Below are 16,398 nucleotides of genomic sequence, written 5' to 3' on the forward strand. Positions count from 1 at the left end.
GCGAAGATCCCTCCTCTATCCTTTGACGGCTCCGATCAGAGCACCTTTCACAAAGTATTTCTGTAAAAATGGATATACGAACAAAATCGGAACCGTCGCAACGATGATCGTCGCATACTTCAAAGTAGCGGCCAACATGGCGGCATCGTCATCGGAAGCACCTGAATTGGCATTGGTTTCCCCTTGCAGCAAAATCCCCCGCAGCACAAGCTGCAATGGATAAAGCGAACGCTCCTGCAGGAAAATCATCGCATTAAACCAGGAATTCCAATGGCCCACGCCGTAGTACAGCAGCATGACAGCGATCACGGGCATCGAGAGCGGGAGCACAATCCGAAATAGAATGACGAAGTCGTTCGCCCCATCGATTTTGGCCGATTCCTCAAGTGCATCTGGGATTGCTTCGAATGCCGTCTTCATCAGAATCAGATTAAAGGTATTGATGGCAGTCGGAATAATAAGCGACCATAAGGAATCGATTAATCCCACACCTTTGACCGTCAAGTAAAGGGGGATCAAGCCACCGCTAAAGAACATTGTAAAAATGATAAACAGCATGAGCGGCTTGCGGTACCGCAAACTCTTTCGCGAGAGGGCATAAGCCCCGAACGCAGTGAGCGTGATGTTCAGCACCAAGCCCGCTAGTACGACAAACAGCGTATTACCGTAGCCTCTCACAATCATCGGATTGCGGAATACATTCGTATAAGCATCAAGCGAGAAACCGAGCGGACGCCATAACATGCCCTTATAGCCCATCAGAGTTCCTGCGTCACTAACAGAAGCAAACAACACATAAATAAGTGGATATACGGTAAGCAGCATCAACAAGATCAGCAGCACAACATTGATCGCATCGAAGCATTTTTCTGCAAAGCTCGTTTTGTTCAGCATCTTCATGCACTCTCCTTTACCACAAGCTTGTATCGTTAAATTTGCGGCTCAGCCAGTTGGAGGAAATGAGCAGGGCAAAGTTGATGACCGAGTTAAACAAGCCCACCGCTGAACTGTAGCTATAATTGAAATCTTGCAGACCTACACGGTACACATAGGATGAAATGACGTCTGCCGTCTCATAAGTGCCCGGATTGTACAGCAAAATAATTTTCTCAAACCCGACATTCATCATCCGACCGATGTCGAGAATAAGCAAAATAATGATGATTGGCATAATTCCCGGCAGCGTGACGTGTGTCATTTGTTTCCAGCGACCAGCGCCATCGATTCTGGCTGCCTCGTACTGCTCTTGATCGATTCCGGTTAATGCCGCCAAAAATATAATCGTTCCCCAACCAATATTTTGCCAGATCCCGGAAGAAACATAGACGGTACGGAACAGACTCGGTTCGAGCAAGAAAGTTGACCGTTCTCCCCCGAAGAAGGCAATGATATCGTTGATGACACCATCACTGGTTGTAAAATCTTTCAGTATCCCACAAATAACAATCAAGGAAATAAAATGCGGCATATACGTCACGGTTTGCACAATTCTTTTAAAGAAAGCATGCCTTAATTCATTCAGCAGAAGTGCCAAAATAATAGGCGCCGGGAACCCGAACAATAACTGGTAGAAGCTAATCAGAACCGTATTCTTAATCGTTCGCCAGAAGTAGGCCCCGTTGAAAAAATTAACAAAATGTTCGAACCCAACCCAGTCACTCCCCCAAATACCGATTCTTGGGGAGTAATCCTTGAAAGCGATCAGGGCGCCATACATCGGCGCATAATGAAAGACGACATAATACAGCAGAACAGGCAGCAACATTACATAAAGCAGTTTGTTTTTACGTATATCCAGCAATAGCCCGAAACGAAATACTTTTCGTTTGTCTTCAATGGCTGTAACTGGCTTCGTTTTGGAAATCATGGTGTTCATCGCATCACCTTCTCCTGCCACGGCCCTATTCTTGCGGAAGGTCGGAACAATACGTTCCTCCTCCCGCAAGATTTTGCCGTAAACTAATTATCTCTTATTGTATCGATCCAGCGCTTGCTGATAAATTTGGGTCACCTTCTCGATCCCCATTTCATTAATCCGTTTGACATACTCATCGAATTTGCTGATCGGCTCTTTGCCCATAACAAATTTAACAAACATTTCTTCTTTATAGCTCGTAATCGCTGTACTCAATTTAGCCAGTTCTTTACTTTCTTCCGTTGTTGGCGTCAAGAAAGGAGGCATCACATGCTTGACAGCGTCCGTTTGCTCCCAAATCCCGACAGCTTCATCTTGCTCTTTGTACGTATTGAAGCTCTTACGGCTGTCACCCAAGAACGGACCGTTCGGCTTCGTATATTGGGAAACCATTTGCTGCAGGCTGAATTTCGGATCTTTGGTGATTTTATCGGTGAACGTAGGCACGCCATTGTTCATCGTATAGCTTTCGCCTTCAATACCGAAGTTGAAGAGCATTGCGCCCTTCTCGCCAAACGCATAATCCATCCATTTGACAGCCAGCTCCGCATGTTTGGAATCCCCTGCAACAGCTTTACTTACAGCCGGGTTGTACTTAAAGTCACGTTGACCGATGAAAGCGCGTTCGCCTTTGTTCAACGTCGGGTATGGAGCAGCTACAAGCTGGTAGTTCGGGTTCGTCTTCTTGCCCGTATCCATCCATTTACCCACGGCGCTAAGTAAGCCGACTGTCGCTCCAGAAGCATTGCTTAGTAATTTCGTATCCTGCGATTTGGAATCCGTGTTCAATGCAAAATCCTTATCTAGCAAACCTTCCGCATACCATTTGTTCAGCAGAGTCAGCGCATCTTTGAATTGAGGATCGATCGGCCCGAATTTCACCTTGCCTTGATCATTGATGTAGAATCGGTTGGCTGTTTTATAAGCGCCAATGAAGGCATCCTGAATATTCAATTCATTGCTGTACTGAGCGGTCAAAGCAGCGGTAGCTCCTTTTTTCTCCTTAAACGCTTTCAATACGGTGTACCATTCATCAATCGTCGTAGGCACCTTTAGGTTCATCTCATCCAGCCAGTCTTTACGAAGCATCGGTCCACGGAAAACCAGGCCATTGTCCGGACGAATCATTGGAAACGCGTAGTAGGTACCGTTGTCCGTTTTAATCATTTTGTCCAGCTCTTTATCCTGTTGCAGCAGCTTCTTTAAATTTGGCGCGTTTTTATCGATCAAGTCGTTGAGAGGAAGGATGACCTTGTCGGCAATCGCCTTCTCTGGTCCACCTGGATACGCCGCTGTTCCACCGCCGCCCCAATTGTATTCAATCACATCCGGCAGATTGTTCGAAGCGATTAGCAAGTTGAATTGTTCCTTCGATTGACCGTCAGCAGGATGCGTATACTTGACTTTAACGCCTGTTTCGCTCTCCAATCGCTTACCAAAAGGGGAATCGCCTATATTCGGAAATAACGTTGTCAAGTTCGGGTTAATCTGCTCCCAAGATGTTAGTGTTTCTTGCGTAGCAATTGGATATTTGCCTGCTGCCGCAGTTGGTGCTGTCGTTGTTGTAGCAGTTCCAGTTGCACTTGGTGACTTCGTTGTATCCTTGGAACATGCGGCGAACATACTAGAAGCGACCACAACGCTTAGTGCCAGGCTTATGGATTTTCTTTTTGAACGACTGCTCATGTGGAATCCCCCTCATATTGTCTAGTGCGATTGATTTCGTTGCAGCACTGTAGCTTCAGTATGGCTGGTAAAGCACCCTTTTGAATATCGTCAAAACTGCAAATCACTATTTAAAATCCGTAGAAAGCAATCATCAGAATCCAAAATCACTATGCAAAAAATGAAAAGTCGCGCAAGCAAGCTTGTACGACTCCATGTCAAACGGTTACGTATCACTTTAGTTCTTTGTATTTCCCTGGCGTAATGCCCTCAAACTTCTTAAAGGTCCGATTAAACGTATTGATATCCGCATACCCAACCTTCCGCGCAATCTCCATAATAGAGAGCGATTGTTCGCTTAGCAGCTTCTTGGCCTCTTCGAGCCGTGTTCGACTTATATAATCAAGCAGTGCATCGCCGGTTTGTGCCTTAAATTGTTTGGATAAATAAGAAGGCGTGATTCCGAACTTCTCTCCGATCATCGAAATGTTCAAATTATCTTCCGCATAGTTGGCTTTCACAAATGAGCTTACAAGCTCGCCAAGCGGACTGTACTCCTGTTTGCGCTCAGCTTGGATGGACTGGCAGACCTGCCCAAGAATCGAAAGGATTTCCCCTTTCATTTCTTTCATCGTTTCGCATCCGAAAAGTCGTTCCACAGGATGAAACTGTTCGATAAAGGACGCTTTATTACTTTGCGAGCCAATTTCATTCATCGTTTTCAACATCGTGCTGGCTAGATCAAACATGAGGCACTTGCCAAGCGGTACGGACAACACGGCATTAGATGCGTTCGTTTCTATTATTTGCTCTATGATGGAGCTCGACTTCTCATAATCGCCTGTTTTGACAAAATTAATCAACTGCTGCTCCACATGCAACGGGTAATAATAATTTCCGGCCTGGTGGGCAGCCTCGGAACTCGGTAATTCGTCGTATCGAATGATCTCTCCCCCTCCTACCACAAGTCGATAAGCCATTGCCGACAGCGCTTCTTGATAAGCCCCGGCAATCCCGAACAACTCGGTATGAATTCCGCTAATCGACACCGTCAAATGGACATGGAAATGGTCAAGCAAGAACAATTTCACCTGCTCGGCAACCTGCCGCAGCTCTTCGGGGTCCTGCCCTGTGCCGAAATTAAAAATACAGGCCTGCATGTCATCAATTTCCGTTACGAAACCCTGATGCTGGCTGCCGATCACTTCTTCCACCACATTCATCAGGATGAACTGCATCAACTTCACCTTTTGTGGATCTACCGTGACATCATCCTGGAATTTGCCAAAATGATCGATATGGAACAAGAGTACAGCAAAATGAGGGGATGACAGCTGAATATCGTGCGCTGAGAGTGATTCATGTACAGGAATGTCCTGCTCCAGATTCCCCTTTAGGAGCCCCTGCAGAAAATGCGAGCGAATGGCATCGCGGTGCTGATGCAAACGGCGATCAACCTGCTCTTTCTCTGCGAAAGTATTGTTGAGCGCATCTTGCAGGAAGCCATACTCATTCGTTCCCTCGGCAAATGAAATCCCTGCTTTCATGGAAAAGCTCCGGATGAGCAGATTAATCGGATTGTAATTTTTGCGAAGGAACAAGAAAGTGACCCCCCCCCCCAGCAGAAGGCTTAGCAAAATGCTAGCATACACGAGCCTTTTCATATATCTCATCTTGTCGTCAAAACGCTCAGCAGGAATCATCGACATGTATTTCCAGCCTGTCCTAGCTGACGTGGTATAGGATACGGCGACCTGCTTCCCGGCTACATCCCCGTAGAAGAGTCCATTTTCGCCAGTAAATTTGTCATAAGTAAGAAATTGCGGCCTTTGCTCAAGACCACTAGAAGCAACTAGTCGGTTTTCTTTATCCAACAGCGCAACAGATGTCGCTTCCGATGGCGGAAGATTGGCAAGCAGTTTCGTATCTCTCATCACGAACAGGAGCACTGCTCCTGGCTGATCGCGATTCGCCAATGAAACCGATTTAGCAAATAAAACAGCTTTATACGAATTGTCATTCTCTTTCATCGTCACGGGCATATAGGCCTGAACATAGCGTTCGTCTAGAAACGACTTCCAAGCATCATAACCTCTCAAGGTTTGTCCGTCCAACATCTGAAACAATTGGCGGCCGTCCGTCCGATTACGGGTGGATATGACCGTATCACTATTTTTGTAATACAGATAAATTTGTTCAATGAACTCATTCGCTGTCTGGTACACCCGCAAATCATTCGAAATGGTGACTAAATCGTAATAATCGTTATCCGAAAGCGGCAGTGAGGTATTGATAAACGCATTCACCTGTTTATTAAGGGAAATTTCCAGACTTAATCGCTCAATACCTCCCAAACTGTTATCTATCGCTAATTCCATCTGCTTCAATGCGTTCGTGTTGGCACGATTTACTTCCGATTCGACCACATGCCATGAAGCCGCGTATAGAATTCCGCTGATGATGATTGGGACGAGCAGCACGGAAATATAAGAAGTAAACCAAGTAAACATTACGCTGCGTTTATTAAACCGGATCCGATTAAACTTCATTAGCACTAACCCCTTATCCCCATTTGTCACTGTTTTCATATATTATAGCGAAAATAGAGGAACCCGTCTCGGTTTTAAGTCCCTCATATCCAAAGCAGCGGCTGCTTAATGGCCATATTCCGCCGCAGTTCATCTTCTTTCGGCTTTTGATCTAATGTATGCCATAAGGCAAGTAGCCTTTCAGAATCATAAGCCAACCCTGCAAGCAGTAAGAAAGACATGCCTACTGGCCAATGCGCATCATATTCGACATCCCGGCCATAGGGCCAAGTTCGTTTATTTTCTATATAGGGTAGTAAGAAAGAAATCCCCTGCTCGATGCCTCTGCCATCCGACAGCTGAAATTTCCACAAATTATCGTCCGGCGTAGAAAGAAGGTGCGTAAGCGTAACGAAATTATCGAGTGTAAAAAGGGAATAGGCATAGGGCTTCGTACGGGACAATTCCCGCGGAAAACTGCCATCTGTGGCCATCTGTTCGACCAGTAGTTTGGTCTTGTATTGTTCTCTGCACCAATCCAGCATCTTATGTTGACCGGTTAACCGCGCAAATGCGGCCGCCTGCACATACCAGCATACCCCATGATTGTTCGGTTCGTTTCTTTCTTCCACCCCTTGCGGATGCTCATTCATCCACTGCAAGTAATTCGCGAACCATGCGGAAACACTTTGCAGAACAATAGAATCTGTTACAGACATTTGACTGTGTTGCAGCATCTGAACAGCTTCTGCCACATCAATCAAATGCAGCGTATCGATCACACCGATCCCTCTGCCATCGCAGACGCCAGGCACTGCTTGCGCGTAAAGCAGATGCGGATTCATTCGTGTACTCTCATTGACAAAGAATGCGTCTAGCAGACGAACTGCGTGGGAAGCGTACCGTTGCTCACCCGTTATCCGGTATGCGGCAGCCAGACAAGCGACACGAGATCTCATTCGGCGAAGGAGAATCCGATGTGCATGGAAATTATCTGGATTACTCTCACCATCTCGGCGCACATACGGCAGTCCATCTGACGTATTGGGATTTGGCCACCAGTAATCGCCATTTGAATAATAGTCATGAGCGTTTCCCGGGCTATGCGGGGCTATCTCATCCGTAATCTGAACAGGAAGAGTTGTCAGGCAGGCATCCGCCTGTTGGATGATCGCAGTCAGATCGACATATAAGCTCCACTGATCTTTATTTATTTGGCTAAAATGTTCCATATTGATGTTCTCCCTTCAAGTGTGTAAACAAAGCACTAAATGCAGCAGGCCAGATCCCGAAAAAAACGGGATGCCAGGCCTACTGCATATGATCTATCCTTTATGTGTAATTGTGCATAAGATATGAGATCAAAATAACGTTATCGATCCAATAACCGCATAATAATCGTTACCGCTTCCGCCCTCGTTGCCTTAGCTAACGGCTCGAACGTATTTTGCTCACGACCGGTTACGAGCCCCAAGGAAACGGCTTGCGAAATGGCTGGCAATGCCCAAGCTGGAATTTGGGAACTGTCGCTAAACGACACTTGGGATGAAACTCCCCCTTGTTGATTATAAGCCCTAATTAGCATAGCAACCATTTCTGTTCGGTTGATCGGGTTATTAGGCCGCAAGGATTCGTCTTCATACCCTTGAAGAATGCCCGCTTTCAGCGCTGCCCCCAGCTCACCAACTGCCCAGGCTGGAATATCTGCCCCATCGGCAAACTTAGTTGCTGACGTTTCGGCCTTCAAACCAAGAGCTCGAACCAGCATGGCAGCGAATTGCATTCTCGTCATTGGCTCGTCAGGCTTGAAGCTGCCATCCGCGTAACCGTTCACGATGCCTTTGGCAGCAGCGCGAGAGATAACCTCCGACGCCCAATGTTTCGGCACATCAACAAATGATTGCTGTTTGGACGGATCTGTAGGACTTACAGGCGGTTTGCTCGGTTCCGGTATTGGCTTCGGCGTTGGTGTTGGTACAGGCGCTGGAGTATAACCCGATGAGGAATCCGATGAAGACGAACCACTTGCCGCTGGACGCTGTGCCAGTAGCGTGTAGGTTTTATGCACACCGGAAGGCATAGTAACATCCAGCAGAATTACGCTGCCTCTGACGGCAATGGCTAAAGGTCTGCTCTCGCTGCCGCTAATAACGGACTGCTGCGCACCACCGTCTACGCTCACTTGAATCGCAGCCCCCTGACCGATGGAAGTCGGCGTCAAAGTCAAGCTGTTGATCCCCGTTGGGACCGTCACTGTGTAGTAAGTGATCTCCGAACTGAATGCCGGTGCGATTGTCAGATTCGAACTAGTTTGAAGGCCACTTAAAGCTGGCTTATCCTCTTCAACCGGCACGTTCCGTCCTGCAGTTGGCCCAACATCGGCCGACGTTAGCGGCCGTTGCGTCAGCACGCTCGCAGGCACATATTCATCTGCTCCGACGTCGACTGTATTCGTCCGTCTTTGGCCGTCCATATCGTCTACCGGCAGGTACGGGCCTTTTGCTGCGTCAACCGCTAGACTTAATGGCGATAAACGGATCAGTCCGTCAATGCCACGGACTAGCTTCAGATCACCTTTGTACGTTGCGCTTACAACAGTCGCGGTAGCTGATACTACCGCAAGACCGTCGGTCATATTGCCGACATAATTGGGTCTGCCATCGGTAATATCTTTTTCATTGAATATAGTTCCCGCATTGCTGAAAATCACATTGTTATACACTTGCGTCCCCGTCGGCTCGAATGTCCGTTTCGCCATTTTCAGCGCGGAGGCTTTGCTGGCTAAATTAACAATCGTATTGTTAAAAATCTGTACGTTATATTGCCGCCAATGCCCGCGCAGCAATTCCTGCTGTCTTTCCGGTGACAAGCTCCTGAGCGGAGCGACATCATTCACGCCGATTCCCCAGCGGATCATCGGATTCGCGGAGCCATCTGGCCCGGCATCCTCCGTGCCGCCATCAACTTGAATGGCGTCGTCGGTCAAGCCTTCCATGTAATTGTTATAAATTTGATGATCATTCCCATAAATACGGAAGCCACTCGTTCCGGCTTTCTTGCCATCCGCAATGATGTAATTGCCGTAAAAGCTGTTGCGGTGACCGTGACGAGCCACCATACCCCCATAGGAATTCAAAACCGTGTTATACCGAATCGTATTGTCGCTGCTTTTCACCGACACGATCTCATCTTCACCGTTCAAGCCATCGAAAAGGTTGTATTGTATCGTAACGTGTCCTGGGGCTAATGAAAGTCCAGAGAGCCCTAGACGGATTGCCTCCAAGCCATTGCTCACGCGCGGACCGATATCATGGAAGTGATTGTATTCAATCACATCGTACTGCGAAACGGCATCCTTGCCATCATACGTTATCACAGCGCCAAAACCAGTTTTCGGCCCAATATCATTATACGCAATTCGGTTATGGCTTCCGGTGCCTTCTACCCGGATATAATGCCGGTCCGTCCCGCCATCCGTGAGTAATGCTGAGCCGGGTGTATGCGAAGTTTCCCCTGTGTAGACGGCACTGTTAGGGTCATATTCGCTGCCATAACGGCAGCTGTTCGCCACACCGATGACGCACCAGATGACCTTATTCACACTGTTTTCAACCTTGGTAAAACGGTATTTCTGCCCCGTTTCATCCAAGGCAAACGTGCTTCGCAGGATGGAGACATTGTTGGTGTCATACAGCTCCACACCAGGGTGCAACCCTTTTAATGAGTTTAAAATCTCCTCGGAAACACCTCGGCTTCGCAACGAATCCTCGCTATTCTCCGACCCGCCGCCCGAATGGAACGTAAGCCCTTCCACACTGACGTAGCTGGCATTCTGTATATACATATAGCTGTCCCCGGCGATAATCGCCTTCCCTTGCTCCACGGCCATCACCCTAATCGGTTGCGCAGCCGTTCCTTGCTTGTCCTTGATGATGAAAGGCCCTTGCTGCTCGTAGGTACCATTTTGCAATTCAATTGTCGTGCCTGGAGCAGCTTGGTCGAGCGCAGCCTGCAACTCGCTAGCCGTATTGACACGGACAACCTGAACCGGCGGCAGCGGATCTACTGGTTTATCCCCCGCTTGCGGCGGCCCTGTTGGCCCCGTCGGCTCATTCACTTCTGGGGGTGTTCCCGTGTAAAGCTCCACTTCAGTTATACTATTCCAACTGCTTGAGCTCCCTGACGCACTATTGCCATACCCAACCAAGCGTAAATAGCGGTAGGCTCCAGGCTGGCTCAGCACATAGGGCTGCAAAATACTGTCACCGACGCGAAGTGCCCGGCTGCTTCGTTTGGATAAAAGCACCGTCGATTGCTGGAAATCCGCCTGATTCGAGCCTAAGATTTCAAAGGAAGACACCCGGTCAATCGCATTCAGAAATGCAATGTTCAGATACGTTACTGTCTCAGGCTGCCCCATGTCAAACTGCAGCCACTCGCCTTGTCCCGAAGCCGACCAACGCACATCCGTATCCCAGATCCCGTCCACGACATTGGCCGGAATATTCGTTGTGTTCGGTTGGTACGAACTGCCGGTCACCGTGGTAGCGTTCATCGGAATGCGGCCGTTCGTTCCTTTGGCCGACAATCGATATGCTTGCAAAGCATACGTATTTATCGAACTGCCGCTGGAAGCGTTCACCTTCATTTTGTTAATCCCAGGCGTCATGGCAATCTGGTTCATATCGCCAACCGGCTGGTTCGCCACCGCGTTGTTCGTCAGCGTCGCATCCACGGAAATCCCTGCGTCTGCATGCGAATCCAAACGGATCGTGTCGGCATCCACAGGGACCGTCACCTCATAACCGTCTAGCTTGGTCGGTGAGAAAGAGGGTGTCATCCCCAGATGCCGACTGCCCGCCCAGACGTCCAAGGCAGATAGCTGAATGTCCGGCAATTTCTCTGCAAAGGTAAAATTCGAACCATTGGCAAGCGTCGCATCCGCTGCATAGTAAGTCTCCCCATGCAGGTTAACCTGGGTTAAAGGCAGAGACACGGCATCGCTGAAATCACCGCTGCTGCTCGTTAACAAAAGCCCGCCTGACGGAAGCATCCTTTGCGGAAATGCGACCTGCACAGTGCCAACATTACCCGTGTTCTGAGCCTTCCAAGTTCGTGTCGATCGCTTGAAGCCCGAGCCATAAGGAACAGCAGGCGCAGTGCTTTCATTATCTCCCCAAAGTAGGTACTGCTTATCGACCATAGCTTGTTTCGCGCTAATGATGATCTGCGATGCAGCCGGATCCTCACTGCTTCGGCTCGTATCCAGAGCTAACGCGCCTTCCTGATCCTTGGCAATTCCTGCTACGTTATTGTTAAATGCTGTGTTAAGTGTGGACGGCCACACCACTTGCGGAGACACCCCTGCCGAGACGTAATCCTTCCCTTTCAGAGGCGTTCCGAATTTGATGGCCATATACGTCTGCACTTGTTGATGCTGTGTAGCTGTCAGCGCATCATTAAATACAATCATTTCGCCCAATTGTCCGTCGTAACCGGAGCCAGCTTTTCCGGCTGGGAGAGTTGGGTCGACATCAGAACCAATGGCCATTGGATAGCTCCCGCTTCCTTTCATCGGAAGACGTGAAGCTGTTGAAGTCGCATACGTCTGGCCATCAAGCGTAACGGATTGGTAGACGTTGCCTGTCACTGGCTGCGAATCGAATTGAAATCCCCAGTTGTTAAATTGACGAAGGGGGACACTATACCCCGTTGAGAGCCGCGGATTACCCGTGGTAACATTCCCCGAATCCCATAAGACCTGAGGGGCAGGAGGAGGGCTACCAGATCCTACGAAGGGGATGTACGCTCCTAATCTCCCCTTATCTTGAAAATATTCATAAAATATTTTCGACGACTTGGTCGTCTCCGACAACCCGCCGGCCATCATATAAACGATCGCACGAGCTACGACTTCATCCTCAGCGAACAGCCCGTCCGCATCTACGAGGAGGCTGCCGTCACCTGCACGGATAAATTGCACCGCAGGCTGGAAATTCAGCGACGGATTGGAAGACACATATTGGGGCTTCGTCCGGGCTTTGTTGGCCCCCACCATCTTCGTTCCATCATTAATGAAATCATTCCCTTTCGGGCTGCTGTCCTTCCAAGCGGTAACTTCTCCATTTCCATTCACAGTCATGCTGGCCGGATCCGCTTTTAACCACAATTTCAGCAAGCTCTCATCTACGCCCCCCGGCGTTCCTGCCACAGCACTATCGGCTTGCGCTTTGGGGAAACCTGAAGGCAGCCCTCCTAAAGTTAAAGCGCTTGCAAGCAGCAAGCTGATTATCCTTTTCGTATATACACTTGATCCTTTCTTCAATTCAACATCACCTCTTCGTTATGATTTCACTCAACGGCAACAGGGCTGATTAGCGTACAAGCCATTACACTCATCATATGGAAACCCTTACAGATAGGAAATCGTCAAAACCCAAACTCATCATCAAAATCTGGAATGGCACTGATCAATATGTAGAATGAACGTGTAAATTAGGAAATCGTTCCGTGGATGACCTTTTGTTACTACTAAATACAGGTTGCTGTTCAACGACAAAAACCAGTTAACATTCGATTTTACGAATGTTAACTGGTTTTTACTTGTCCACGACATTGCCGCACTTGTAGTTACACATGGTCCAAGTCACATATTGGTAATCATGCTTTAAACGCTTGAACCCAGTTTCTAATGTATGACAAGTCCCCCATTATCAACAATCGCTTTGACTAGTTAGTAATTACCAATTGCGGTTTGTTTGTAGAATTTTCTTTACTGTTGAAATGAACACCAATATTCTGGGTTGTATTAGGTCCTGTTATTGCAAATGAAAATATTTGATATCCAGAACTTACTTCAGATTGAACAAAGTTGGTTACATCAAATTCATAATACTGGGATGTTGAAGTTACAGTCTTTGTAGATTGCAGCAATGTCGATATAACAGGTTTGTTATTGAAATTAATACCAGTCTCTGTCCAGCTATCATCACCGACTGCATATACATTTATCGTTGCATTCGAATCTGCCAACCCGTATATTCTAAGCTTTGCACTTGTTACATTGGATAAACCGGATGCAGTAAATTTCAAGTACCCTAATCTCTGATAATCTCCAGCTGCATCTTTAATTTCAACTGCAGTATCTGTTCCAAAATTTTGAGATGCATATGCTCCTCCTCTTACGTAGGCATCCGCAGTGGCACTATAAGTGGTTGATCCACCGCCGCCACTATAAGCAGCCATAGCCGCATTTATAGCTGAATAGAGTGAAGTACTGGCGGCAGTAGTATCTGACATGGATTCCCATACCATAATTCCACCGAGGCCCTCATTTAACGCAAGATTTGTTTTAGATGTGATTGTAGCTTTACCATTATAGTATTCAACTACACCATTATACGTGGAAAAATCCTTATTTGGAGCTTGTGAATCATTTGCGACTAAAACCTTATACGGGATAGCGTTTGGAGAGCTATAGAAAGGTACTCCCAATACAATTTTACTTGCTGCCAACCCACGGGTAACATTCCAATAATTCACTGAGTCTGCAGCTACCTGGTATGATGCACTTGCAGCACCTGTACCCTTGTCATAAGCCATAATATTAATCCAGTCGAAGGAGTTGAATGTTGAACTTAGAATAACATCAGCATTTGCTCCGTACGCATTAACAGCAGCAGTAAGCAACTTTCCAGCATTATGAATGGCTGTGCTCATTTGACTTACCAATGTGGCATAGTTTGCTGGATTATTGCCGCCTGCCGGGAATTCCCAATCGAGATCAATTCCATCTAAGCCATACTGATTTATCGCGTTAATACAATTATTCACAAAATCCGTTCTGTATGAAGAATTTGTAGCAAATGCTGCGAAATTATCCGTACTTACTTGCTGCCCGCCACCAATAGATAAAAATATCTTCTTCCCTTGGGCATGTGCTTGTGAAACGAGAGAAGCAAAATTCGTAGGATTATCAATATTAAATCCCCCTGTTGCCGTAGGACGAGCAAATGCGTAATTAAGATGAGTCACCTTAGCGTAGGGAACCGCATTCATATCAGCAGTAGAAAAAACATAACCGACAACCTTGAAGTTCGCTGGAGCTGCAGCAAGGGCCATACTACTTCCTGACATCAAGAGACATAGAATAAATAGTGCTGTGAATAACCTTTTAGCCATATTATTACCTCCTATTAATTCTCAATTTTTTTTAAAAATTATGCGCATGCAAGACACGATACGGATTCTCATAATTCCATGATTTTCTCCTTTAATGTCACTTTTCTGAGCATTAAGGGATACTGTGCCTTTGAAATCGTACACCACCTTTTCATTGTCTGTTAAAAGTTGCGTTTTATCTGAATCCCTTCTTCGTGCTGTCATAGTTAATGACTATGTTTAGCCCGAACTACATCGCCTCCTGTTCGTGTTCAGACATGAAGAAGCCAGGCATCCTACATCAGACGTAGTTCAGTCCGCCAGCGTTAGTGCATAGCGGTGATCCTGCGCCGGTGGCGGCCGAGCACCGCGTTGTCTTCCTCGCCTTCGACGGCTTCGTCGATCGTCAGCAGTTTGCCGGCGATGACGACATACACCATCCGCAGAACGGTGCCGTACGGAAAAGTTTCGAGAGTCGCCTACCCTACACTTAAATCCATAATTAACCATTTATTATTTCATTTCTTTACTTTCACGAACCAATCTCTAGCGCGTTTCGTGACCTCATCACCGCCAGATTTGTTCCACTTATCAACAAACTCGTCAAATTTGCTTATTGGGTACTGACCGAGAATGATCTTTGATGCATATTCCACAAATAAAGTACGGTTACTAATATCGGGATAACCATCGTAGACGCTTTCTGGCATACCGTCGCCAGCTATAGCCTTGGCATATTTTTGTGCTTCCTGTATGTTTCGAATTCCTTGATCAACTGCCCACTTCCGATCGTCGGAAGCTGTATTTTTCAACAATTGCGCTGAGAAGTCTGCCGTTGCTACATCTTCATAAGGCACGAGAGGAAGGTTTTCCTGAGTACCTTTATCTTGCGGCAGTCTTACGGATTTGCCGTCCTTAGTCGTAGAATGCATACCTTCCACGCCGAGGTAAAGCGCATTCCAATTTTTCTTATCGTACATGTTGTTCAGCAATTTCATGACAGCCATCAGCTTCTTTTGATCTTTCGTGCTCTTAACTACCCAAACTGGATTTTGTACTTTTTTGATGGAATAAAAGCCTTGATAGCCTTGGACTTGGGGGAGCGGAAGTACAGAGAAATCAGCTTTCACGCCGGTGTTTTTGTAAATTGGTTCTAAACGCTCGAAGACAGTCTCTTCCCAATGGTAGTAGTTCCCCACCAAGCCGGTGTCAATTTTCGCCTCCCACTTCGCTTTGTCGTTCAGCAGGGCTTCTTTATCAATAAGTCCTTCTTTGTAAAGTTTTGTAGCGAATTCTAAAGCTGCCTTCATGTTCGGCGTTACGGCGGAATACGTCAATTTACCGTCATATACATCCCAATCCTGCTTGCCCCCGGACATCGCGACGCCGTACATGGCAAATAAATGGTTCATCCATGTTAATTGTTGACGGCCTCCTGTCGGAATTTCATCCTTCTTACCGTTACCGTTTGGATCTTTGTCACGGAATGCCTCAAGCACCTTCACATAGTCATCTTGCGTTTTTGGCATTTGCAACCCAAGCTTGTCGAGCCAATCTTTGCGAATGAGGCCAGCTTCTCTTTCATAATCCACGACACTTGGAATATAGTAAATTTTCCCTTGCCCCGTAGGATCGTTCGCTTTGACGATGTCCCACACATCTTTCGGTATCAGATTCCACAAGTTTGGCGCATATTTCGGAAGCAGTTCCGTTAAATCGGCAATCGCATCGTTCTTGGCCAAATTGGTTTCATTACCTTGAAAAGGCATGAACAGATCGGGCATCTCGCCTGCTGCTATTTTAAGATTCAATTGCTCCCTGTACGTGGTACCCCCGTTCCATTCCACGTAAGGATGAATGACACCTACACCGAGCAAATTCTTATAAAACTCATAAGTTTTGCTGCCTTTAGTAATCGGTTTGAAGCCAACATTCGTATACCACACTTCGAGATCGACGACTTCCTCTGCTTTGGGCGACGCGCTTTGAACTTGTGTTGTTGGTGTTGGTGTTGGAGACGTGTTTGAAGATTTCATCCCAGTGGTGCAACCAGATAAAGCTAATACACTTAGAGCGCTTACAACATGTAGAACCAGTAGTTTTTTGATTGCCATTTCTTGTTTCCCCCTT

Annotated in this window: 8 protein-coding genes; all 8 read right to left on the bottom strand. The window is 47.0% G+C overall.

Features of this window, described 5'->3' with window-relative positions:
• Positions 1–15 precede the first annotated feature (15 nt).
• The gene (locus tag AB4114_RS03835; RefSeq protein ID WP_441987221.1) at positions 16–894 is read right to left on the bottom strand and encodes a carbohydrate ABC transporter permease; all 879 of its coding nucleotides are present in this window, start codon (positions 892–894) and stop codon (positions 16–18) included.
• Between the two features lie 16 nt (positions 895–910).
• Positions 911–1,876, bottom strand: coding sequence for an ABC transporter permease (locus AB4114_RS03840; protein WP_441987222.1), 966 nt, complete (start codon positions 1,874–1,876; stop codon positions 911–913).
• A gap of 87 nt (positions 1,877–1,963) precedes the next feature.
• Complete coding sequence (locus AB4114_RS03845) at positions 1,964–3,601, bottom strand: extracellular solute-binding protein (protein WP_441987223.1); 1,638 nt, start codon at positions 3,599–3,601, stop codon at positions 1,964–1,966.
• Positions 3,602–3,813: 212 nt separating this feature from the next.
• The gene (locus AB4114_RS03850; protein ID WP_441987224.1) at positions 3,814–6,129 is read right to left on the bottom strand and encodes a helix-turn-helix domain-containing protein; all 2,316 of its coding nucleotides are present in this window, start codon (positions 6,127–6,129) and stop codon (positions 3,814–3,816) included.
• An 83-nt stretch (positions 6,130–6,212) separates the two neighbouring features.
• The gene (locus tag AB4114_RS03855) at positions 6,213–7,340 is read right to left on the bottom strand and encodes an alginate lyase family protein (RefSeq protein WP_441987225.1); all 1,128 of its coding nucleotides are present in this window, start codon (positions 7,338–7,340) and stop codon (positions 6,213–6,215) included.
• A gap of 140 nt (positions 7,341–7,480) precedes the next feature.
• Positions 7,481–12,433: a chondroitinase-B domain-containing protein gene (locus tag AB4114_RS03860; RefSeq protein WP_441987226.1), complete on the bottom strand. Its 4,953-nt coding sequence runs from the start codon at positions 12,431–12,433 to the stop codon at positions 7,481–7,483.
• A gap of 404 nt (positions 12,434–12,837) precedes the next feature.
• The gene (locus tag AB4114_RS03865; protein ID WP_441987227.1) at positions 12,838–14,289 is read right to left on the bottom strand and encodes a CBM96 family carbohydrate-binding protein; all 1,452 of its coding nucleotides are present in this window, start codon (positions 14,287–14,289) and stop codon (positions 12,838–12,840) included.
• Positions 14,290–14,786: 497 nt separating this feature from the next.
• Positions 14,787–16,382: an ABC transporter substrate-binding protein gene (locus AB4114_RS03870; RefSeq protein WP_441987228.1), complete on the bottom strand. Its 1,596-nt coding sequence runs from the start codon at positions 16,380–16,382 to the stop codon at positions 14,787–14,789.
• Positions 16,383–16,398: the final 16 nt, after the last annotated feature.

Origin of the sequence: Paenibacillus sp. 2RAB27 (assembly GCF_052115445.1) — a bacterium.
In the GTDB taxonomy this organism is placed as follows: domain Bacteria; phylum Bacillota; class Bacilli; order Paenibacillales; family NBRC-103111; genus Paenibacillus_E.